This window comes from Bariatricus sp. SGI.154 (genome assembly GCF_050313795.1).
Classification (GTDB): Bacteria; Bacillota; Clostridia; order Lachnospirales; family Lachnospiraceae; genus CAMBRQ01.
Genome location: NZ_JBNPMC010000005.1, coordinates 96,649 through 117,917 on the forward strand (window position 1 = coordinate 96,649; position 21,269 = coordinate 117,917).

Annotated in this window: 26 protein-coding genes; 24 read left to right on the forward strand and 2 right to left on the reverse strand. The window is 40.1% G+C overall.

The window, feature by feature from the left end; translation table 11 throughout:
• The first annotated feature begins 12 nt into the window (after window positions 1-12).
• From ACQRBN_RS04475 to ACQRBN_RS04520, 10 genes are all read left to right on the forward strand, one after another.
• On the forward strand, window positions 13-891 hold the full coding sequence (locus ACQRBN_RS04475) for a hypothetical protein (protein ID WP_427737771.1): 879 nt from the start codon (window positions 13-15) through the stop codon (window positions 889-891).
• Entirely contained in the window at window positions 845-2,053 is a 1,209-nt protein-coding gene (locus ACQRBN_RS04480; protein ID WP_427737772.1) for an alanine racemase, read from the forward strand. Before ACQRBN_RS04475 ends, ACQRBN_RS04480 begins: the two co-directional genes overlap by 47 nt.
• Before the next feature lie 39 nt (window positions 2,054-2,092).
• Entirely contained in the window at window positions 2,093-2,353 is a 261-nt protein-coding gene (locus ACQRBN_RS04485; RefSeq protein WP_427737773.1) for an acyl carrier protein, read from the forward strand.
• A complete protein-coding gene (locus ACQRBN_RS04490; protein WP_427737774.1) occupies window positions 2,350-3,489 on the forward strand; it encodes a radical SAM protein in 1,140 nt (379 codons plus the stop codon). Before ACQRBN_RS04485 ends, ACQRBN_RS04490 begins: the two co-directional genes overlap by 4 nt.
• A 7-nt stretch (window positions 3,490-3,496) precedes the next feature.
• Entirely contained in the window at window positions 3,497-5,005 is a 1,509-nt protein-coding gene (locus ACQRBN_RS04495; RefSeq protein WP_427737775.1) for a class I adenylate-forming enzyme family protein, read from the forward strand.
• Window positions 4,995-5,936: a hypothetical protein gene (locus ACQRBN_RS04500; RefSeq protein WP_427737776.1), complete on the forward strand. Its 942-nt coding sequence runs from the start codon at window positions 4,995-4,997 to the stop codon at window positions 5,934-5,936. The genes ACQRBN_RS04495 and ACQRBN_RS04500 overlap by 11 nt, the downstream gene beginning before the upstream one ends.
• A gap of 210 nt (window positions 5,937-6,146) precedes the next feature.
• Window positions 6,147-6,332, forward strand: a complete 186-nt coding sequence (locus ACQRBN_RS04505; RefSeq protein ID WP_427737777.1) for a hypothetical protein — start codon at window positions 6,147-6,149, stop codon at window positions 6,330-6,332.
• A 457-nt stretch (window positions 6,333-6,789) separates the two neighbouring features.
• Entirely contained in the window at window positions 6,790-7,044 is a 255-nt protein-coding gene (locus ACQRBN_RS04510; RefSeq protein WP_427737778.1) for a hypothetical protein, read from the forward strand.
• Window positions 7,045-7,084: 40 nt separating this feature from the next.
• A complete protein-coding gene (locus ACQRBN_RS04515) occupies window positions 7,085-7,621 on the forward strand; it encodes a Pycsar system effector family protein (RefSeq protein WP_427737779.1) in 537 nt (178 codons plus the stop codon).
• A 334-nt stretch (window positions 7,622-7,955) separates the two neighbouring features.
• Complete coding sequence (locus ACQRBN_RS04520; RefSeq protein WP_427737780.1) at window positions 7,956-8,900, forward strand: hypothetical protein; 945 nt, start codon at window positions 7,956-7,958, stop codon at window positions 8,898-8,900.
• A gap of 229 nt (window positions 8,901-9,129) precedes the next feature.
• Here ACQRBN_RS04520 and ACQRBN_RS04525 read toward each other — a convergent pair whose 3' ends face one another.
• Together ACQRBN_RS04525 and ACQRBN_RS04530 are read right to left on the reverse strand one after the other, a co-directional pair.
• On the reverse strand, window positions 9,130-9,372 hold the full coding sequence (locus ACQRBN_RS04525) for a hypothetical protein (protein ID WP_427737781.1): 243 nt from the start codon (window positions 9,370-9,372) through the stop codon (window positions 9,130-9,132).
• On the reverse strand, window positions 9,359-9,793 hold the full coding sequence (locus ACQRBN_RS04530; protein ID WP_427737782.1) for an ATP-binding protein: 435 nt from the start codon (window positions 9,791-9,793) through the stop codon (window positions 9,359-9,361). Before ACQRBN_RS04530 ends, ACQRBN_RS04525 begins: the two co-directional genes overlap by 14 nt.
• A 373-nt stretch (window positions 9,794-10,166) precedes the next feature.
• On the opposite strand from ACQRBN_RS04530, the gene ACQRBN_RS04535 reads away from it, so the two are divergent.
• The 14 genes from ACQRBN_RS04535 to ACQRBN_RS04600 all read left to right on the forward strand — a co-directional run.
• Window positions 10,167-10,655 (forward strand): hypothetical protein, encoded by a 489-nt coding sequence (locus ACQRBN_RS04535; protein ID WP_427737783.1) that lies wholly within the window; start codon window positions 10,167-10,169, stop codon window positions 10,653-10,655.
• A 123-nt stretch (window positions 10,656-10,778) separates the two neighbouring features.
• Window positions 10,779-11,117, forward strand: a complete 339-nt coding sequence (locus ACQRBN_RS04540; protein WP_427737784.1) for a hypothetical protein — start codon at window positions 10,779-10,781, stop codon at window positions 11,115-11,117.
• Between the two features lie 488 nt (window positions 11,118-11,605).
• A complete protein-coding gene (locus ACQRBN_RS04545; RefSeq protein WP_427737785.1) occupies window positions 11,606-11,974 on the forward strand; it encodes a hypothetical protein in 369 nt (122 codons plus the stop codon).
• Between the two features lie 4 nt (window positions 11,975-11,978).
• Window positions 11,979-12,200: a hypothetical protein gene (locus ACQRBN_RS04550; protein ID WP_427737786.1), complete on the forward strand. Its 222-nt coding sequence runs from the start codon at window positions 11,979-11,981 to the stop codon at window positions 12,198-12,200.
• Window positions 12,187-12,780, forward strand: coding sequence for a hypothetical protein (locus ACQRBN_RS04555; RefSeq protein ID WP_427737787.1), 594 nt, complete (start codon window positions 12,187-12,189; stop codon window positions 12,778-12,780). The genes ACQRBN_RS04550 and ACQRBN_RS04555 overlap by 14 nt, the downstream gene beginning before the upstream one ends.
• Before the next feature lie 506 nt (window positions 12,781-13,286).
• The gene (locus ACQRBN_RS04560; RefSeq protein ID WP_427737788.1) at window positions 13,287-13,715 is read left to right on the forward strand and encodes a hypothetical protein; all 429 of its coding nucleotides are present in this window, start codon (window positions 13,287-13,289) and stop codon (window positions 13,713-13,715) included.
• 461 nt (window positions 13,716-14,176) lie between these two features.
• The gene (locus ACQRBN_RS04565; protein WP_427737789.1) at window positions 14,177-15,133 is read left to right on the forward strand and encodes a hypothetical protein; all 957 of its coding nucleotides are present in this window, start codon (window positions 14,177-14,179) and stop codon (window positions 15,131-15,133) included.
• A gap of 307 nt (window positions 15,134-15,440) precedes the next feature.
• The gene (locus tag ACQRBN_RS04570) at window positions 15,441-15,713 is read left to right on the forward strand and encodes a hypothetical protein (RefSeq protein ID WP_427737790.1); all 273 of its coding nucleotides are present in this window, start codon (window positions 15,441-15,443) and stop codon (window positions 15,711-15,713) included.
• Between the two features lie 378 nt (window positions 15,714-16,091).
• Entirely contained in the window at window positions 16,092-16,331 is a 240-nt protein-coding gene (locus ACQRBN_RS04575; protein ID WP_427737791.1) for a helix-turn-helix domain-containing protein, read from the forward strand.
• A gap of 10 nt (window positions 16,332-16,341) precedes the next feature.
• On the forward strand, window positions 16,342-17,286 hold the full coding sequence (locus ACQRBN_RS04580) for a hypothetical protein (RefSeq protein WP_427737792.1): 945 nt from the start codon (window positions 16,342-16,344) through the stop codon (window positions 17,284-17,286).
• Between the two features lie 150 nt (window positions 17,287-17,436).
• Window positions 17,437-17,811: a hypothetical protein gene (locus ACQRBN_RS04585; RefSeq protein WP_427737793.1), complete on the forward strand. Its 375-nt coding sequence runs from the start codon at window positions 17,437-17,439 to the stop codon at window positions 17,809-17,811.
• Between the two features lie 77 nt (window positions 17,812-17,888).
• The gene (locus ACQRBN_RS04590) at window positions 17,889-18,197 is read left to right on the forward strand and encodes a hypothetical protein (RefSeq protein WP_427737794.1); all 309 of its coding nucleotides are present in this window, start codon (window positions 17,889-17,891) and stop codon (window positions 18,195-18,197) included.
• A 298-nt stretch (window positions 18,198-18,495) separates the two neighbouring features.
• Window positions 18,496-19,770 carry an ATP-binding protein gene (locus tag ACQRBN_RS04595; RefSeq protein WP_427737795.1) on the forward strand — a complete coding sequence of 425 codons (1,275 nt, stop codon included), beginning with the start codon at window positions 18,496-18,498 and terminating at the stop codon, window positions 19,768-19,770.
• A 388-nt stretch (window positions 19,771-20,158) separates the two neighbouring features.
• Window positions 20,159-21,269: hypothetical protein (locus ACQRBN_RS04600; protein ID WP_427737796.1), on the forward strand; the 1,111-nt coding region annotated here is incomplete at its 3' end.

Consider the following 21,269-nt stretch of genomic DNA (forward strand, 5'->3'; position numbering starts at 1 on the left):
AGGAAGTAAAAAATGTGGTATTATGGAAAAAGAATGGATACTTTTGCATATGCCTTGAATATGATGTTTGTGCATGCCGGAATTGGTAAGATTCCTTATCTGGATTGTATCGCAAAGCGGAATTTTGCGATGTGCTGTCAAGGGCAGCCTGTTGGCTGGTTTAAGCCTTGCATTACTGGTGAGGGGGCAGTGCAGGAATTGAACCAGCACATATTTCATGATCATCAGGTGGTCAGGTGTATGGAAGGTATCAAACTGGATAAGGGCGGCATGAGGCAGATGATTCGTGGAGGCTGTGTGATAGGTCCTCTGGTTCAGGAGCCGGCTATCCGGCATCTGAAGTATAAGATGTATCGGGGAGCGGAGCATTATATCGTGATGAGCGAAGACAGCAGAGGAAGGATAGAAGTGTCTGATCCGTTAGGAACGCCGATATGGTTTGTGGATGATGAGGAGTGCATATCTATGCTTCAAGCGCCTGGGGTAAGTATAATTTGGCTTGATCCAGCGGAATCAGATGTTTATGGCGAGATTGACTGGTATGAAGTTGTCAGGCAGGGATTTGAATATCACTGGAGATGTGCCCGCAGGGAAGAGAGCACGGAGCAATTCCGGTATGTGGAGCATTATTCGGGAAATAGTTCAGCACATTTGGGACTGCACATGGCGTTAAATTGTTATGTGCTGCGTCTGGGTGAAGTGGTTGATTTGCTGAATCCGGTATGTGGGCAAATGATCAATGTGGGGGAGATAACCGAATTATTTCGGGAGATGTATCGGATAAAATATACGCAAGAAGTAGAGAGGCTGTCTGACATAGACAGAACGGTTTGGGAGACGTTATATGAGCAATTTAAGATATCTACAATTAATAAATCCAGGAAAATGTGATTTTACGCATGAAGAACTGAAAGTACTGGAAGCATCTGCCGGCAGTTCCTTCTATCTGTTCGATGCAGGGAGGCTGCAGAAGAATATCAAGGATTTGAAAGAGATGCTTGGCGCCAAGGCTGAGTTGTGCTTTTCTATGAAGGCGAATCCCTGGCTGGCGAAAGAGGCGGGAAGATGGGCAGATTACCTGGAGATATGTTCTCCGGGGGAGTTGCGAAGATGTCTGAGGGAGCGTATCGATCCGAAGAAAATGGTCTTGGACGGATTGATGAAGACAGAAGAGGAAGTTGTTTCTGCTATTCGCCATGGAGTGCAAAGAATCTCAGTTGATTCAATGGGACAGATGGAACTGGTTGGGAGAATAGCGAAAGAGGCAGGAGAAGATGTCCATGTGCTTTTGCGTCTGAGCTGTGGGAATCAGTTTGGAATGGAAGAAGAGGAGATTATCCGGATTATCGGAGATTATAGAAGAGACAATAATATTACGATAGAAGGTTTGCATTATTATTCCGGGACACAGAAGAAGAATTCGTCAGAGATTGCGGCAGAATTTGAACAGTTAGATCATCGGATTGGGAAGATAGAACGAGAGAGCGGATACAGTATTAAGACACTTGAGATAGGCGGAGGAGCAGGAGTTCCGTATTTCCGTGAGGAAGCGCAGGAGAGATATGAGGATGTCTGGGATGTAATCATGGAAAAGATCAGCTGTCTGTCGGAAAGACTGCATATTGTATATGAGGCAGGGAGGATAGTGGCGGCCCCCGCGGGAGTCTATATAACAAAGGTAATGGAATGTAAGAGGCGTAAGGGCAGGGAGATCCTGATCCTGGATGGCGGCATGCACCATCTGTCATATTTTGGACAGATCGCAGGCAGGAAGACGCCATTCATACAAGTGGTGTCTGATGGAGAATATGGGGAAGAAGAGGTGACATTATGCGGTTCCTTGTGTACGGCACAGGATATATTGGCTAAGAATATATGTGTGAAAGGTGCCGTGAAAGGAACTTATATCATCTTTCAACTGACAGGTGCATATTCCGTAACAGAGTGCTGCAGTGAATTTCTTAGCCGTGCTAAGCCGGCGTTATTAATGAAGACAGATCATGGAGAACTGTCTGTTCTGAGAGACAGAGAGAGAATAGAATTCGATGATTAAGGAGACGCCGTATGTGCAGACGGTGGTGGTAATAATAAAATGCAAAAAGATATGATTAAAAAGAGAGTGCTGGATCTGATCAATCAGGAGTCCGGAAGAAGTTATAAGGGCTTAGAAGAGTCGTGTAGTATGGAACATGACTTGTGCATGGATTCTTTGGAGATGGTCGGTCTGCAGATCGCAATTGAAGATGAATTCCGGTTCGAGTTCGATCCGATGAATGATGATTTTGAAAAATGTTTTGCAACGTATGGTAATTTGTGTACATACGTGGAAGAAAAGATAAGAGAGACAAGATGAATGAAGTCAGTAATATTGTATTGAAGAAGATAACAAGGCATATATATGAAGAGCGTATGCCTTTGCCGGAGTATCAGAAGACGAATATCAGAATAGAAAGAGTTAACAATCGTAATTTCGCGGAATTGTGGTTTCTGACGGCGGGATGCCGGCATGACAGGCAAGGAGGCTGTACGATGTGCAATTATGGCAAGGGGAGAACCTGCTGGGAGGATGAGATTCTCCGGGAGATAGAAAAAACAATTGCACAGATGCCTGAAGAATACGAGGAATTCATCATTAGCCCGATTGGAAGCATGCTTGATGAGCGAGAAGTATCTGATCATATGATGCGTGGATTAAAGGATGCTTTGCAAAATATCCATAGTGAGACGTTAATCACAGAGACTAGGGCAGATACAGTTACAAAAGAACGGCTAATGATGTTGAAAAATATATTTGATGCGCGGTACAGATGTGTCGAGATTGGCGTGGAGAGCAGTAGTGACTGGATATTGAGAAACTGTGTGAATAAAGGCTGTACGGTAGAGGACTATAAGAGAGCGATTGCGGCAATTAAAGAAGCAGGCATGATTGCAATTGTTAATATTGGGATTGGAATACCGTTCATGAGTGAGCGTATGGCGGTGGAACATGCGATTGAATCCGTTTGTAGGGCAGATATGTGGGGAGCAGACAGTATTGTCCTGTTCCCTTATCATGTGAAACCGGGAACCTTAGCAGGAGTGTTATATGAACTGGGAGAATATCAGCCGGTCTCACTGTGGAGTCTTGTGGAGGTACTGGATTCGCTGGAATTGCGAATACAGAGTAAGACCAGGATATCCTGGTATAAGAATTATTATAAAGAACCGGACAAGATTATAAGTTCTCCGGGGACATGCCCGGCTTGCTATGAAGAGGTATTGAGTCTATTGGAAGAGTATAAGAATCTCATGAAGCCGGAGACGATTCGCAGCCTGGTACAGATGGAATGTTCTTGCAAGATACGTTGGAGGGAGCGGCTGCGGGATGAAGCCTTGCAGATTGATCTGGAAAGAATGGAGAAGAATTACAGAACTTTGTCCGAAAGGTATGGAGTCAGCCCGCGGTTATTAGAACGGGAACTGGAATTTATGAGAGATACATATAGGTGAAATTACAATGCTGTATAGAGAATTAGTGGAATCGCACAGGGAAGATGAGAGGATTGTCCTGCATGTAGATAACGTTGGATTATCTTATCAACAGATTGATTGCCTGGTAATGAATGCCCTTATTAATATGGAGAAAGAGGGACTATTAAGAGGAGACCGAGTCCTGATCGTAGGAAGTAATAATTTGGAAACGGTGCTGCTGATACTGGCATGCATTGCCGGAGGCTATGTGTTTGTACCGATTGATGCCGGGATATCTATAGAAAAATACAGAATGATCATTCAAAATTGTATGCCGAAAGTAATCTATATAGCATCAGAAGAAGCAGTCCGGGAAAGTGTGCCTGGAATCAGAATGATAACAGTCAGCCGGATTAAGGGCGAGTATTTTAAATTTGACAAAAAAGAAAAGGATAGGGAAAAGAGACTGGAGATTGATGCGGACGGGATGGCATATATCCTGTATACATCAGGATCAACAAGCGAACCAAAAGGAGTTGTAGCCTGTTATCGTCAGGTTATTTTTTGTATAGAGGCAATTAATCGTGTGCTGGAGAATGGAAAGGATGACCGGATATTGTCAGTGTTGCCGGTTGCATTTGATTATGGTCTTTATCAGATATTTCTGGCATTAAGTTCGGGCGCCGTTCTCTATCTGAAAGATCATTATATGGTTCAGGAACTGCCGGGAGAACTGATGAGATTGGGAATTAGTGGATTTCCGGGATTGCCGTCGATGTTTAGGCTGCTAATCAGGACTAGGTTGTTTGAAAGGATGGAAAGCCCGGCATTGCGGTATATCACAAGTACGGGGGAAGTGTTTTCTGAAAGGCTGATTCGGCAGTTGGAGAGAATATTTCCAACGGTCCATATTCTTCCGATGTATGGCCTGACAGAATGTAAGAGAGTATCGATGATGCCTCTGAATAAAGAGACACAACAGTTGAAGAAAGGATCCTGTGGCGTGCCACTGAGTGGAATCCGGGTTTGGCTTAGGGATAAAGATGAAAACACGGGAATTGGTGAACTTGTAGTATCAGGTCCGAATGTAATGGAAGGATACTGGAATGACAAGGCAGAGACAGAACGTTATTTTGTGCTAAGTAAAGAACAGGATAGCAACACATTGTACACAGGAGATTTATTTTCCATTGATTCGGATGGCTTTTTGTATTTTAAAGGACGGAAGAAGAGAATACTTAAGGTCCGCGGACATAGAATAAGCTGTTCAGAGATAGAAGCGTTTGCTGAAGAGATTGAAGGGGTAGAAGAGTGCGTGGTTTTTGGATATTTGAGTAAAAATGATGAGGAAAAGGCTGGGATATGTGCTGTCTCTGATAACGTAAAGTCGGGTAACAGAAAGATGGCAGACGTTATCAGGCATGAAGTGGAAGTGCAGTATCCCATGCTTAAAGGTTTTTCTCTGTGGATGCGGACCGAGAGTCTTCCGAGAAATATACATGGGAAGATAGATGTTATAAGAGTGCAAAGGGAATGTGAAGATTATGGTAAATGAATTTTTGGGTGACCGGATCTGCTGTGGAACTTATGCTTTTTTGAATCTGACCCATGATGAGAGAATAGATGAGGAATTGTTTGAAATCTCCACTTCTGTTCCCTTTGGAATTGTTCATAAAAGATATCCCCAGTATGATCATCTCTTGACACCGTATTGTGATCCCAATGAAGGGATGGACGGTGCGATCAGGTGCTGGGGCTATCAATTGGAGCGGGAATCATATAAGAACTCAGATGAAGTAATAGAATATCTGAAGAGGAACCTGCCGGTTAAGAGAAGGGTGATGATCGGACCGATAGACATGGGCAAATTGTTCTATCAGCCGCTGGTTAATCTTTATCGGAGATTGGATCATTATATAGTAGTGTGTATGATTGACAAGGGAAATGTTGAGATTGTCGATTCTGAGGGTATCGTTGGTGAAGTATGTACATTTGAACAATTAAGGAAGAGCCTCTCTGTAGCAGGCATTCCGGAAGCAAAAGACAGATATAATGTCAGAAGCATGCAGAAAATTGAGAATGTGGAAGAGAAGATGGTTGTTCAATATTCGCTTAAACGTGCAGTATATAATATGGGTATGTGCCAGAAAAGTGATGATGGATTTGAAGCGTTTCAAAAATGTTGGGATTATCTAAAGGAGATTCCGAGCCATCAGTGGAGCGTGGCGTTATTATATGATTTTAGTTATGTAATGCAGCGGAAGATCCTGCATAGTAAGCTGCTGGATCTGGCGGAAAGATATGGATTATTGAATGATAGAGAGAAAGCAAGGATGTCTGAGATAGTTAAGCGGCAGATGGTCTTGCTGGGGGAGATGTTCTCGGGACTGCGCAGGGGGGAAGGTCTGGAGGATGAGCTGTTTATAGAGATGGATGATGCGGAGGCGGGACTGGCGGATAGGATGTTGGCGTGGGATTCAAGATAGGAGTGGATGATTTTATAGTCCGCTGAACAGTGGTTTCCGAAATATGATTATGGTCAGTATAGGCTTGGGGATGCGGAGATGATTATTACCAGAGGATTGGGAGCGAATCTGAAGGTGCTGCCTAGATTCAATAATCCGCCGGAGATTGTGGTGGTGGATGTGGAATAGAGGATTTTATGTCTGCCAAAGGTTAAAAAGGAGATATTTGATTTGGATCATTATCAGACAGATAATCCGTTACTTCAGGCACAGTTGGATGCATTTAAATCAGCACTTTTAAAAGATGGCAAACCGAGTATATTTCAGCCAGAGAAGATTGAGATGTACAAAAAAGAAATCTATAAGGAGAAACATTGCAGTTATCTGGCAGCAGAGAAAGTAGAGGGAAGATTATGAGTATTTCGAATATAGAGGTTATGCCGATATATGGCACGGCGGTTTCACTGGATATCTGTGATTCAAAAATAAATTTGAAAAAATTTCGGAAAGCAGTGGGGGAAGTTTCAATTTATATCAGGTTGTAGATAAGGTACAGAAAGTAATTTTGTATGCACTTGGTGAATCGGCAGGGCATTTAGTGCGATTTACCGGAGATGGGTCGCTCATCTTTTTTGAGGAACCAATTGGAATCTCGTCTACGGAACTGGCAATTGAGTTTGGAATCAAGTTCTTGAATATATGGAGCAAATGCTGTGTATGGTTTCAAGAGTTGAAAGGGATTAAATTTTTCTGAAAGGGTGAAAAATGAGATACCTGAGAACAGTATATATCGTGCCTTGTTTTTGAAACTGGGACATGTAAAGTAGGTTCCAATCAAATTATATTGAATAACTTAGATGTCAGTAGATGTGCATTGACATCATTTGATAAACGTTCGGAATTAAGTAAGGAAATATCGGGAGAAGAAGATATCGATTTTACGTATAGAATTTATCAACAGGGTCATCGCTTGTTGATGCCTAATATTGATGGATTTCTTGGGGTACATTTAAAACATGGGGTAGGTAGTGATTCGGAAGATTTCGTGAAAAATGCCCAATATTTGCTGAGCAAATATCCCGAATTAAAAGAAGAGCGGGAATTACTATATGAGTTAATTGGACTGTAATTAGGATATGGAAATGTTTGATAGGAATGTGTAGAGTGGAATGGATAAGAAGGAATTAAGGAAAGAACTAAAAGAGATCTGGGCAAATGTGAATTATTGGCTGAGTTTTGCAGAGGCAAAGAATGCAGGAATTCTGGCGATTAATATTGCCTGTGCTGCGGCAGTTATGACCAGTGATATATTCGATGATTGTTTGGGGCTGGAGATAATATTGGTGGCAGGGCTTCTGATAGCGATGCTGATTACTTTAGTTTCGCTTACGCCGCTTATATCTGTTGTCAAAATAAGACGCCCAGAAAAAAGCGATAATGACAATCCATTGTTTTATGGAGATATTGTGAAATATGAATATAAGGAATATCTCGAGTATTTGGCAAAACGTTATGGCGAAGAAGAAATTAAGTGGGGAGATTACGAAGAAGATCTGGCAAGGGAAATCGTTAAAAATTCTAAAATTACACTCTTGAAATATCGATATTTTAAATTCACTGCGAGAATAGATATGCTGCTTATCTTATGTGGCTTTGTAAGATGTGTCATGGTGGGTATATTTTTCTTTAGGCAATATCTCAAGTGATGAATTCAAAAATTGCTTCTGCATATGTGATGGCATTGTGGCTTAATGTTAAGTAAGAAAATCTTACTTGAAAGGAGAATCATCCCATTATTGGCGAAATCTGTCGAACGATTCAGGAGATACCTTGCTCCATAACGGATGACATCCAAAGCCTTACATGCTATAATGCTGACAAGCATTATTTTTCTAAAAGTTCTATATGACAAGGTCATTCTATCATCTGACGCAATATATCATCTTAGAAAATTCGATGCTGAATCACAGGAATGTAATAGCAGAGAGGGTTCTAAGAAAAGATACGTGGGAGTCCTCTCGCCAAGAAGGAGGACAGTGTATGACAATGACAGCAGATGAGAAGATCGCGCGGGCGGCAGAAAAGATCGTGGTACGCGGCGAAGTGATCGGCATGCCGGCACGCGCCTACAAAGACCGGATCTTCCGCATGATCTTCAAGGAGAAGAAGGAACTACTGGAACTTTATAACGCCATGAATGGAACGGAATATACGAAGGAAGAGGATCTGATTGTAACCACATTGGAGAACGCTCTTTACATCGGGATGAAGAATGATGTGTCTTTCGTGTTGTATGACAAATTGACACTTTATGAGCATCAGTCTACCCAGAATCCCAATATGCCTTTGCGGGATCTGTTTTATGTGACGAATGTATATTCCAATCTGACTAAGGATGAGAATCTGTACAGTTCCACACGGGTGAAGATACCGGAGCCAAGGTTCGTTGTGTTCTATAATGGGACAGAGGAGATGGAAGAGCGACGGGTGCTCAGGCTTTCGGATATGTATGAGACAAGAAGCGGGGATCTGGATCTGGAACTGAAAGTCACGGAGTTGAACATTAACCTTGGCTATAATGAAGAACTGATGGAAAAGTGCCGGACGCTTAGGGAATACATGATTCTGGTAGACAAGATCCGTCGGTATAGCCAGGAGACATCCTTTGCAGAGGCGGTGGAGAAAGCGGTGGTTGAATGCATTAAGGAAGGGATTCTGGCGGAATTTTTACGAAAGAATAGAAGCGAGGTAATCAGTGTGAGTATATTTGAGTATGATGAGGAGCGCCATCTGCAGCAGGAAAGGGATGAAGCGTGGCTGAAGGGAAGAGCCGAGGGAAGAGCCGAGGGAAGGGAAGTTGGTGAAAAGCGGATTAATATGCTGAATGACTGCCTGATAAAGGAGAATCGAATGGAAGATCTGAGACGTTCGATCGTAGATGTAGAATATCAGAAACGGCTAATGGAAGAGTATGGAATAGAGTAATACGTGATAAATGCTTATTTCTCAACTTCGCACATACTGATGCCATTCATTTCAAGACGATAACTATGTCGTTTATTGGTAATACGGTGTTTTTTGCAAGCCCCTTTTGCATAAAATTGCAAAAACCAAGTTTTTGTAGGTCGTTGCACCTACATTTTGTAGGTAATTGCAAAGCCTCCTGTCAGGCAACCAGACCTGACAGAAATGCATTGCAAACATTATTCTATTATTACAGCGTGAGGTGTGGAAATGGCAAATCCGGTTCATATTCCTCATGCGCATGTTCCCTGAAATAGCAGAACTCCTCATCCAGCTTTTTATAGTGGATGAAATCATTCAGATATTTCAAATCTTCTTCAGCATGCTTGTAATCCTCTATGAGGTCAAGAAGGAAATCATTCATCTCTTCATAGCGTTCCCGAAGATTTTGATATATAGTTTGTTCCTTGATTACTTTATTATTTTTTGCCATTGTTACCTGCCTCCTGACTGTCGATCCTTGATTCCCGCAGCCGATTGTTGATTCCTGGAAACAAAATCAGTTCTATCAGGATAGAGAGCATTGTTTTACCGGTTCCGGTTCCTCCATACATGATGACATTTTTTCCTGCATGATAGAAATCCAGGTCCAGCAGGCTCTGGAAACTGATGCCTTCCGGGAAGTCGATCTCATCTGTCCTGAATTCTTCCACACGGTATCTGCGTGGGAATCCGGCGGTATTGAGGAACTTGCTCTTTCTTTTCGCTGTCCGGTATTTAATCTCGTTTGTCAGAAGGTTTAAAAGGTATTCCTGCGGTGAATCTCCTTTCCGCCCGAAAGCCTGTCCTGCAAAGTTTGTAGACAGTTTGAGCTGTTTGCAGCATGCTGCAATGGATTTTTCTATATCAGCCATTTGAGACACCTCCCTTCTTAAGGGCGGCATCCAGCATTAGCAGATCATTCCTGAACGGAATGACCTTATGCTGTGGCAGAAGAGCCTTATTTTCAAGCGGAGGCAGAAGCGGTACATCTACATAAGTGCGCCTGTAAAGGCTCTGCGTATTGGGAGATTTTTTGCCACTGAGAGATGCTAATAAGTGTAAGCAAAAGTATGAACTCCCGAAGGAAGAAATTGAAGAGATTATGGAAAGTGTTTATGGAAGAAAGTATAATTTCCTTATAACGCCGCCTATTTCTGATGTGGAGAATTTGGAAAAAGGCTATCTAAATATAGATTTTAATGGTCGTTTTTTTCTACCTACATGGATATTGGTGATTCTGCGAAGATGCAAAGTGGATTAAATCTTACATATCCGACTATTTTATGTGATGTAAAGTATATTCGTGCGGCTGGCGAGGAAAGGGGAGAACAGATACCTAGGGATTTGGTCAAAAAAGCAGGATATTTTCAATCTGAAAAAAATATTTTTGAAAAAATTTATATCGATATGGGAATGTATCCAGAGCGTGTTCGTTATCCGTTGGTATATATTATGGAAGCAGCAGATGATATTGCATATGGACTAAGTGATATTGCAGATGGCATAGAGAAGAAAATCATTTCTCTTGATTTTTTTGTAAATAAATTTTCGGAATTGTGGAAGCAGAATGGCTATGATAATCTTGAAATGGTTATTGACGACAAAATATATGATGTAATCCGAGACAATGAAAATAATATTCATAAGGATTTTAATAATTCACTTGGAAGTCAGTGGAAAAAGTGGATGATTGATGATGCCGTTGAAGAGTATGTAAAGAATATTGAGCAATAGTTGGGTGGGATGGCTGGACCGCTGATTGATAATGATAATAGAATAGCCGGGAAAATATTAAATATAATTAAGTAGTTTTCGAGAAAGTATATTTATCGTGCTCCGGAAGCGGAAGAGATAGAGATGGCGGGATATTCGATTATATTAGGCTTGCTTGAGTATTTTGGTGCGTTGTTAAAATTGACTTATAAGGAGTTTAAGGAATTTACCGAAAATAGTAAGGAAATAACTGGCAAAAATTTGGATTTGGAGTACCGCATTTTTAATAGATTATCGCCAACATGCGTAAATTCTTACAAGCAACAACTACAAGAGTTAAAACAATATTTTGATATACCGCATGAAACTCTTGAGTGGTGGCTTAGAGTTCATCTGATTATCGATCATATTTCTGGCATGACAGATGATTATGCACTAAAAACATTTCAAGTATGTAAGGGAATTGACGTAGGTATATTTTAGATGAACTTTGGTGTATATCGTCTCATAAAGGAAGTAAGTGCTGTAATTATGGCTATAAATTGTTTTGCAACGGAAATGTTTGATGGGAATGTAGAGAGTGGAATGGATAAGAAGGAGTTAAGGAAAAAACTAAAAGAGATCTGGGCAAATGTGAATTATTAGTTGAGTTTTGCAGAGGCAAAGAGTGCAGGAATTCTATTAGGAACTGTAATTAGCGCTGGGAAAGGGTACTCTTTCAAGAAGAAAAGAAGTGTTGAGGAATTGAGATGGTAAATTGCGGGATGTTTAGATATTATGGAGAATATAGGGTATAGAATGCTTTATTTACTATGATGTGATAGTTGAACTGACATGTATCTTATGAACAGTTTTTTCAGGGAGAAGATAAGTATATCAGTAACTATTTAAAGGAGTATGAAAACAATCCGGCTACTCCGTTTCTTGTTGGGAAGCCTATAGTTTACCATTTGCCAGATGAAGATTTGAGTATGTATCATGAGGTTGAAGCCGGAAAATCATTATTTGTCTATGAACCCAAAAGAAATTATCGAAGTGTACATTATATAATCAACTGTCAGGGAGTATATAGTGAAATTCAAGTACGTACTCTAAGTGATGAACTCTGGGGTGAGATTGAGCATGATTTTGTTTATAAGCAGGATATTAGTTCCATAAAAGATAAACTTTCGGATGCAGCGACTTTATTGAGGAGCATTCTGTCGGTGGGAGATGCTGTCAGCATGTATATGAAAGAGCGAATTAATGGCCGAGAAGATGTGGCGAAGAGATATTGGCGGCTGTGTCGAAATAAAATAGATGATGTAAATGAAATGCTAAAAAATAGTAGGAAGGAGTAGAAAGATGAAAATGGAGCAGTATAAGGCTGAAGGAACAAAATTGGCAGAAAAGTTCTTGGAAAAATTGCGCAGTGGGGAGATTGTGGAGGCAAGTCGTCCTAATAAAGGTAAAGAATATACCGGCGGATATGAAAAGATGGATTTAAAAGAGTATAAAGAATTTTTAACGTCGTACACATATAAAGATTTATTTGCAAATCAGGAGATTGAATATGGGGAATATTAAAGATGTAGATATTATGGCATTATTTCGTGGAGAAAAGTATTCTTATCTTTTGGAGGAATTTGAAGAAAGAAAGATAAAAGATAGGTTTAGATACTTATATGAGTATCTGTGTGCTTTCATAGAAGAAAATAACTTGGAAACGAAGGTATATATATCTATCGAGTTATTGGAACAGGTTGTGGTGGACTATTTTGTTGATATGTATCGCCTGAAAAAATTCCACCATATAGAAATATCTAATAACAATAAAATCCATGCATTTACAGCATATTGGTTGGCAAATGAAAAAGTTTTGCAGATTATGCCATCGGATGATGGTGTTGATAAAAGGTTGACTGCTGTAAATGCATGGATGGTGACCAGTTATTTGGTTTCATATCTTTTTGGGGAGAATGGGAAAAGTATAGCTATCAATGAAAAGAATTTTAAAGTGATTACAGAGTTTAAGGAGAATTTACAATATTCATTGCGTTATCGACAGTATACGCCATATACGTTGGAGACTATTTTAATTGCGTTTTCAGCAGGGGCTGGATGGCAACATTCTTTGGATTATAAAGATGAGGAAGAGTCGGAGTAATCCGACTCAGACTGTAGACAAAGTTGGTGCTGGAGAAAATCTCCAGCACCACTTTTCTATTAAAAATAACTTTTCTTTTAATTTCCGCCAAATATCATAGATAGTTAGTAAATGGTAAATAGTCGGTACCGTGTCGCTTGTTAGTTTTTGTGAGATAATTACTGAGTATTCCGGGCAATTCTGAACCGCCATTCCGGAGGCACAGTACCGCGAATCCGCTTTGATGGATACTGCAATTCCGGACATCAAATACCGAGATTCCGGTTGAATGATACCGGTTTCCTTTATAATGTATCCATGCGCTTTGAAGCGAAAATACATTACAAAGGAGTTCACCCTTTATGACCAAGTATCGAGAGATCATCCGGCTGTCCGGATTAGGTCTCAGGTAAACCAACATTGCTCTTAGCCGTAACGCGCCTAAGACAACAGTCAACAAGGTGTTGAAAGCAGTAAGAGGGCAAAATCTTTCATGACTTCTGAATCCTAAACTAACAGATCCAGTCTTGGGTAAGCTGATTTTTCCTGATTCGAAAGCAAAACCTGCCATATCAAAGCGGATGCCTGGTTATGAGCATATCCGCAAGGAGATTTTCCGCAATGGAGTGAACAAGAAGCTCCTCTGGACAGAGAACCTCGAGGAATGCCGTCTTGCCGGAGATGAGCCGCCCATGTATTTTCAGTTCTGCTATTATATCCAGCTGGATGGGCAGAAACGTCGCGCTATGCATATCAACCGCAAGGCATTTTTTTTCGGCGCGGCGAAGATTCTCTGGTGGATAGAAAGCCTCTTCGACTTTCTTCGGTGGCATTGCTTTCAAATCTTCCAGGGAAATCCCGAGGTTATGAAAGCGGTTCATAATGAGTGTTACGGTACTGTTTCCTATGTTGTACCGCTTCTTGGTAGTGCGGTATCCAATACCGCTCTGGCGTAATTTAATCACACCAATAATGGTTGAGTATTTTTGCATTTGGTGTTCCTTTCTCAATTTGTAATGAACGAGTTTCATTGCTCATTATAAAAGAAAGCGCACCGCTATTTCAGAATAAATTTACAATAAACAAAGATTGAAATGATACGCTGTAACAACGGGCAGTATCGTCTGGAATGTTTAGTGTAACTTTTTTGCAAAGTTAACATTATAAGAATCTTTGGCGAAATCTGTCGAACGATTCAGGAGATACCTTGCTCCCTAACTGATGACATTCGAAGTTTTACATGCTATAATGCAGACAAGCATTATTTTTCTAAAAGTTCTATATGACAAGGTCATTCTATAATCTGACGCAATATATCATCTTAGAAAATTCGATGCTGAATCACAGGAATGTAATAGCAGAGAGGGTTCTAAGAAAAGATACGTGGGAGTCCTCTAGCCAAGAAGGAGGACAGTGTATGACAATGACAGCAGATGAGAAGATCGCGCGGGCGGCAGAAAAGATCGTGGTACGCGGCGAAGTGATCGGCATGCCGGCACGCGCTTACAAAGACCGGATCTTCCGCATGATCTTCAAGGAGAAGAAGGAACTATTGGAACTTTACAACGCTATGAACGGAACCGAATATACGAAGGAAGAGGACTTGACCGTAACCACATTGGAGAATGCACTTTACATAGGGATGAAGAACGATGTATCTTTTGTGTTGTATGACAAATTGACACTTTATGAGCATCAGTCTACCCAGAACCCGAATATGCCTCTGCGGGATCTGTTTTATGTGGCTAATGTATATTCCAATTTGACCAGGGATGATAATCTGTACAGTTCCACACGGGTGAAGATACCGGAGCCAAGGTTTGTTGTGTTCTATAATGGGACAGAGGAGATGGAAGAGAGACAGGTATTCAGGCTTTCGGATCTGTATGAGACAAGAAGCGATGATCCGAATCTGGAATTGAAAGTCACGGAACTGAATATCAATCCTGGTCATAATGAAGAATTGATGGAAAAGTGCCGGACGCTTAGGGAATACATGATTTTGGTAGACCGGATCCGGCGGTATAGTCAGGAGACGCCATTTGCAGAAGCAGTGGAGAGAGCCGTGGATGAATGCATCCGGGAGGGAATCCTAGAGGAATTTTTACGAAAGAATAGAAGCGAGGTAATCAGTGTGAGTATATTTGAGTATGATGAGGAGCGCCATTTGCAGCAGGAGCGGGAGGAAGCGTGGGCGAAAGGAAGAGAGGCTGGGAGAGAACTTGGAAGAGAAGAAGGAAGAGAACTTGGTGAAAAGCGGATTAATATGCTGCATGATTATCTGATAAAGGGGAATCGGATAGAGGATTTGAGACGTTCGATTGTAGATGTAGAATATCAGGAACAGTTAATGGAAGAGTATGGAATAGAGTAATACGTGGAGGAAGACTTTGCCGTTGTGAGTAGTGCCTTCCTCTGTTTTTTGTCCGAAGGAACCCGCTTGGCGGAATAGAGAGTAAATGAAGACCAAGCGCTTACAAATAAATGATATTAAGATGAATTATGAGGCATCTAAGCATCAAAAAAATTCTATTGCTGAAAGGGGAAAAAAATCCTTGTTGACAAAATATAACATGTGTGTAATAATTATTACAATAATAAAATATTACGTGTGATATGATCTTTGAAAACTAAATAGTCCTTTATTATATAGATATCTATTTATGAAAGGAATGATGGCGATGAAAGTTGTTGCAATTGATGAGAACGGGAATAGTATTAGCGTTAATCAGTTCTTTAACACTTTTGAAGAGTTTTCTCTGAACAAAAGTTTACGGGAACAAACATCAAGACTTCTTAAAGTTATGATGCGCCATCCTGACCCACATGACATTTTATATATTGCTGAAAGATCAGGTCAGGGTTATTCATTTTCTGTAACAGGAAATGAGCGTACATATAGCATCAGTTTTGAAATCAAAGGCGATTCTTTAATCCTTATAACAATCCGTTGATAGTTTGGATTCAGCGGGGAGGACCAGTACCTCTCCTTGGATATATTCCTTTTAAGAGTAGAGAAAGAGAAGTAATGTCTTGCATTTATTGATAGTCTGTTATTATTGGAGGTTTAAGAAATATCTTAAAATAAAGTCAGATTTTTAATAAAAGAAAGGAGGAAACGAATATGAATAAATTGCCCGTGAATAAATTAGAAAAATTATTAATAAAACTGCAGATTTAGAGAACTAGCAGCTAGACATTATTTACATAAAAACCAGAGACTATTTAGTTTTTTACTGGCGAGATCGTATTTTCATACGTGGATACCGATTGTATTATAGAACAGATAAAAAGTTTGTTTCGGGGGTGTAGAGAATATGAAAAATATGTCTATGGAAGATTATTTAAATACACAAGATGTGATACAAGATCAAATAGACGATTTGATATTTGAATTGATAAAAGTACGAAAAAAGAATAAGATCACACAAATTAAATTATCACAAATGACAGGAATCCCACAAACAACAATATCCAGAATAGAATCATTAAATACAATACCGACACTCCCTATATTAATGAAAATAATTAATGCATTAAATTTTTCGTTAGTTTTAAATAAAAATATGTAGGAGACAAAGTATGGAATATATATGTTGTAATGACAAATTGAATCTTAGCGTGGAAGAGTATTTTCCGGATGCAGTGGACAGATATTTAGAAGGATATATTGTATATTTAGAGCGCAGAAATGTTGATCCATCAATTATTACAAACATAAAAGAGTTTTATAGAAATATACATACTTGCCTTTCCGAGTATTATTTTGGGCAACACGGTTCAGCAAGAGATTTTTTTAATGCGGCTATGGAATACGTTGATATTGGAGCGCTGTGTAGTCCTCTTCGTGAAGAGAATTTCTATAGAGCCAGGTCTGTTTCTGAAGATGAATTAGATCCCAGTGACGTACTTTCAAAAGAAGAACTGTTTCATATACCATTAGAAAAAAGGCATTTAGTATCGACAGAAAGATATAGTTTTCCCGGATTGCCGTGTCTCTATTTGGGATCTTCATATGAAGTGTGCTGTGAGGAGTTGGAAGACTGGAATGATGATTTGTTTATAGCTAAAATAAAAAAAAGAAATAATGTGAATATTAATATCTTAGATCTTTCTTTTTTTGATAGATATGATATACACAATATGGATGTTAAGTTGATGGAGAGAATGTATAGTTTATGGCCCATTATTGCGTGCTGCTCTTTTTCTTATAATATGAACAAAGAAATGAAATTTAGACCAGACTATATTATTCCGCAATTATTATTGGAATATATTATTGATACAAATTATGATAAGAAAATTCTAGGAATTGAAGAGGATATAGTAGGAATAAGATATCGTACAGTTAGGAAAACGTTTTATAACTTACAGGAAAATAGATTCGATAATAAATATGTTAATTATGTATTTCCTGTATTATCGAATGAGCAATGCGGGCATTGCTCAAAATTAAAAGATTTTTTTGACGTGACAGAGGTCTTTAGGCTAAAAGAATTAATGAGTAATGGGAGAGCAGGAGTATGAATCCATCACAGATGCGTGGATTTTTGTAGGAGTTCTGAATATAAAGCAAAGTTTTTTATGATTCTTGCAAAAGATATTGAATTTTCTCTTCATTTTCACTTGGCCGCTTGAAAGAATCGCAACATATGAAAGATAAGTTAAGAAATTGCATTGCAAAATGGGTATCGGCAGGAGATACCTTGCTCCCTAACTGATGACATTCGAAGTTTTACATGCTATGATGCTAATGACAGCAGACCAGTAGATTGCGCAGGCGGCGGAAAAGATCGCAGTATACGGCGAAGTGATCGGCATGCCGGCACGCGCCTACAAAGACCGGATCTTCCGCATGATCTTCAAGGAGAAGAAGGAATTATTGGACAGTCTACCCAGAATCCGAATATGCCTCTGCGGAATCTGTTTTATGTGGCGAATATATATTCCAATCTGACCAAGGATGAGAATCTGTACAGTTCCACACGGGTGAAGATACCGGAGCCAAGATTCGTTGTGTTCTATAACGGGACAGAGGAGATGGAAGAGTGACGGGTATTGAGGCTTTCGGATCTGTATGAGACAAGAAGCGATGATCCGGATCCGTCGGTATAGCCAGGAGACGCCATTTGCGGAGGCAGTGGAGAGAACCGTGGATGAATGCATCCGGGGAAGGAATCCTAGAGGAATTTTTACGAAAGAATAGAAGCGAGGTAATCAGCGTGAGTATATTTGAGTATGATGAGGAGCGCCACCTGCAGCAGGAGCGGGAGGAAGCGTGGGCGAAAGGAAGAGAGGAAGGGAGAGATATAGAAAAAAGGCGGGTTAATATTCTTAATGGTTATCTTATAGCAGATAATCGGATGGAAGATCTGAGACGTTCGATTAAAGATGTAGACTTCCAGAAGGAATTGATGGAGGAATACGGGATAGAGTAAGATGTGAAGGATATTGTATTGTGTAAACTGCTGCTTGATTGTTTCATAGATAGTAACCGCGGTATTATTTGGCGGTTACAATGCAACAAAAATTATATAGAATACGTTGCAAATAATCTCTCCCATTTTTGTAAAGCGCAGCCTGCAACATATCGCGGCAAATCTAAAACTGCATTTTAGATTTGCCGAATTTATGTTGACGAGCAGAAAAAGTTTGGTTATAATAAAATTATAATTTAGATTTGCCGAATATTTTTGCTTGAATTGCCTATACTGAAATTGGAAAGGAGAGAGCAACATGGCATATATTAAACGGGCTGCGGAAGATACGATTGTGCGGGTCTCTGAAATGTTTCCTGTGCTGTTAGTGACTGGCCCCAGGCAGGTGGGAAAAACGACCCTTCTGCAAAAACTCGCAGAAGCGCAGCGAAGCAAGGGACTGGTACGGAAGTATGTAACCTTGGATGATCCTGATGTGAGGTATTTGGCGAAACATGATCCTGCGCTGTTTTTGCAGAGATATTCCCCTCCGGTGCTGATTGACGAGATTCAATACGCAACAGAGTTGCTGCCATATATTAAAATGAGCGTGGACCGTTCTAAGAAAAAGGGCGACTTTTGGATCACAGGATCGCAGGTTTTCCGGCTTATGAATAACGTCAGTGAAAGTCTGGCCGGACGAGTTGGTATCGTGAATTTATTGGGATTGTCCGATGCGGAGATTTACCAGGAGCCAAGCGAGCCGTTCCAGACAGACCCGGCGCATTTAATGAATCGTTTATCTGTGAGAATTCCCCGCGGCTTAAATGAAATCTACAACAGGATTTTCAAAGGCTCCATGCCGGAACTGTACGCGGATGGAAATGTTGATTGGGAGACATATTACCGCTCCTATGTAGATACGTACCTGCAACGCGACATTCGTGATCTTGCACAGGTAGCTGATGAAATGCAGTTTTACAATTTTATGACGATTGTTGCTGCCCATACTTCAAAGCCTGTGATCTATGAGGAACTGGCAAACATGGCTGGAGTTTCGTCGCCAACGGCAAAGAAATGGCTCTCCATTTTAGTGTCCTCCCATATTATTGTTTTGGTGCAGCCATACCATAACAACGCACTGAAACGTGTTGTCAAAATGCCGCTTCTTCATTTTTTGGATACTGGTTTAGCCGCTTATCTTTTAAAATGGGGCAATCCCGAAGCACTGGAGAAAGGGGCTATGTCCGGCGCTTTCTTTGAAAGCTATGTGTTTTCAGAAATCTATAAGAGCTATTTGAACGCGGGGAAAGAGCCTCCTATTTTCTATTACAGGGATAGGGATCAAAAGGAAATTGATCTGCTACTTTACCAAAATGGCGTGCTTTCTCCAATCGAGATCAAGAAAGCGGCGTCCCCCGGAAAAGCCTCAATCAAGAACTTTGATGTTTTAGAGCCTGTGACCCGGGCAGAAGCCTTTGGGGGCCTGGAGTGTCTAAAGGTAGAAATCGGAACGGGAAGTGTGGTCTGCATGGCAAACGACTTACTGCCCGTAAATGAAAAGAACTGGTATGTGCCGGTTTGGTTAATTTGATGATTCGACTATGGAAAAACGAGGACGTGACCGCTCATGTTTTTTATGTAAATATCAGGAAGTGGTTTGCATCACACAAAATGAAGTCAATGCAGTATTTTGCGAGTAGGTGCGGCCCTGTGCCAGAATCATAAATGGTTCAACTTTGTGGAGGGAAGCAAGATAGGCATCCGACTAGTGAATAGAGTAATACGTGGAGGAAGACGCTGCTATTGTGAGTAAAAATTCTGAATAGAAGTGTCGAATAATATCGAATTATAGTAAAAAATATGTTAAACTAAGAATGGTTAATCAATGGTAAGGAAATGAGGAGAAGAGTTTTCTCCTTGTTTGTTTGCCATTTTTTGTTTTATAGTGGATGGTTTATAAGTAATGGGAGAGCAGAAGTATGGAAAAGTGGATAAAGAACAATTTTGAAGAAAATATTAAAGTCTGGTACGAAAGTGTTCGGCTAGGCAAAGAAGATACTTTATATATTGATTTGAGTGAACATAGAGATTTTTTTCCTCTGCAGAATTTTTTCTTAATTTGCCAACAAGGTTTAGAAGGGAAATTAAGTTTGCAGATTAAAACGGCCACAGATGCAGATGTCTTTCGCATTAGACATTACTTATATGCCTGTAGGAGTCTGGCAGACAGAATTACTATCAATGGTTTTCCGTATAAAGATATGAAAGAAGTGACTTTTTTTAGGATTTTACCATTAATCACTATTGATAAGGGAAATTTTAGGTTCTTATCTACTAGAATTTCTGATATTGAGCAAAGGCTCAAAAAAAGAATTGGGCGAGAAATGTTAGAAGATCTATGCAAGAAGGCAGAATCTGAAGAAGAGGAAACTAAGAAAATAGTGACGGTAGAACAGAAATTCCTGCTTCGTCTGTGTCTAACATGTCTCTATGGCAATATCCCCGGTTTTAAATCTTTTTCTACTTATAGAGCAGACTACTTTGAAAGAGAAGAATTTAGGATTAAAGTTGAAAATATGCCCTTCTTAGCGTTCCTTATTTTTGCAGTTTATGACAGGGTCAATCATGAGGAGGTTGCTAAGGAATATAAAGTTGAAAAAGGGAAGCGAGAAAATCTAAAAAAAGTGTATATGAAGCCGGAGGAAATGCCGGATGCTCTGCCGCTAGATGATGAGATTCTCGCGGATATCTTTAATTCATGGGATTTGTCGGATGGCATACTGCAGTTGCTGGAAAATGTTGTAGAGCATGCCGGAATGGACAATGAGAGTAAAACGGGAAAAGGCGTTCTGAGTATCCGGATTCATACAAATTCTGATGAGAATGTTTACCTGATAAAAGAATTTGATCAGTATTTTAAAGGATATGAGAATAGTAAGAAAGAGGAATATGAGAAGAAAAAAGAAGGTAGAACGATAGAACGGACAGAAAAACAATATTTCAGTGATTGTCATGAAATATTACAGAATCAGATTAATAGTGGAAGATTCGTAGAAGAAACTGTGCTCAGGGATTATGAGATTATAAGGA

Bases quoted from the DNA above. Each gene is read 5' to 3' on its own strand.
- ACQRBN_RS04475 (WP_427737771.1), top strand. From the start codon at position 13: ATGTGGTATTATGGAAAAAGAATGGATACTTTTGCATATGCCTTGAAT.
- ACQRBN_RS04480 (WP_427737772.1), top strand. From the start codon at position 845: ATGAGCAATTTAAGATATCTACAATTAATAAATCCAGGAAAATGTGAT.
- ACQRBN_RS04485 (WP_427737773.1), top strand. From the start codon at position 2,093: ATGCAAAAAGATATGATTAAAAAGAGAGTGCTGGATCTGATCAATCAG.
- ACQRBN_RS04490 (WP_427737774.1), top strand. From the start codon at position 2,350: ATGAATGAAGTCAGTAATATTGTATTGAAGAAGATAACAAGGCATATA.
- ACQRBN_RS04495 (WP_427737775.1), top strand. From the start codon at position 3,497: ATGCTGTATAGAGAATTAGTGGAATCGCACAGGGAAGATGAGAGGATT.
- ACQRBN_RS04500 (WP_427737776.1), top strand. From the start codon at position 4,995: ATGGTAAATGAATTTTTGGGTGACCGGATCTGCTGTGGAACTTATGCT.
- ACQRBN_RS04515 (WP_427737779.1), top strand. From the start codon at position 7,085: ATGGATAAGAAGGAATTAAGGAAAGAACTAAAAGAGATCTGGGCAAAT.
- ACQRBN_RS04520 (WP_427737780.1), top strand. From the start codon at position 7,956: ATGACAATGACAGCAGATGAGAAGATCGCGCGGGCGGCAGAAAAGATC.
- ACQRBN_RS04525 (WP_427737781.1), bottom strand. From the start codon at position 9,372: ATGGCAAAAAATAATAAAGTAATCAAGGAACAAACTATATATCAAAAT.
- ACQRBN_RS04530 (WP_427737782.1), bottom strand. From the start codon at position 9,793: ATGGCTGATATAGAAAAATCCATTGCAGCATGCTGCAAACAGCTCAAA.
- ACQRBN_RS04535 (WP_427737783.1), top strand. From the start codon at position 10,167: ATGCAAAGTGGATTAAATCTTACATATCCGACTATTTTATGTGATGTA.
- ACQRBN_RS04540 (WP_427737784.1), top strand. From the start codon at position 10,779: ATGGCGGGATATTCGATTATATTAGGCTTGCTTGAGTATTTTGGTGCG.
- ACQRBN_RS04545 (WP_427737785.1), top strand. From the start codon at position 11,606: ATGTATCATGAGGTTGAAGCCGGAAAATCATTATTTGTCTATGAACCC.
- ACQRBN_RS04550 (WP_427737786.1), top strand. From the start codon at position 11,979: ATGAAAATGGAGCAGTATAAGGCTGAAGGAACAAAATTGGCAGAAAAG.
- ACQRBN_RS04555 (WP_427737787.1), top strand. From the start codon at position 12,187: ATGGGGAATATTAAAGATGTAGATATTATGGCATTATTTCGTGGAGAA.
- ACQRBN_RS04565 (WP_427737789.1), top strand. From the start codon at position 14,177: ATGACAATGACAGCAGATGAGAAGATCGCGCGGGCGGCAGAAAAGATC.
- ACQRBN_RS04570 (WP_427737790.1), top strand. From the start codon at position 15,441: ATGAAAGTTGTTGCAATTGATGAGAACGGGAATAGTATTAGCGTTAAT.
- ACQRBN_RS04575 (WP_427737791.1), top strand. From the start codon at position 16,092: ATGGAAGATTATTTAAATACACAAGATGTGATACAAGATCAAATAGAC.
- ACQRBN_RS04580 (WP_427737792.1), top strand. From the start codon at position 16,342: ATGGAATATATATGTTGTAATGACAAATTGAATCTTAGCGTGGAAGAG.
- ACQRBN_RS04595 (WP_427737795.1), top strand. From the start codon at position 18,496: ATGGCATATATTAAACGGGCTGCGGAAGATACGATTGTGCGGGTCTCT.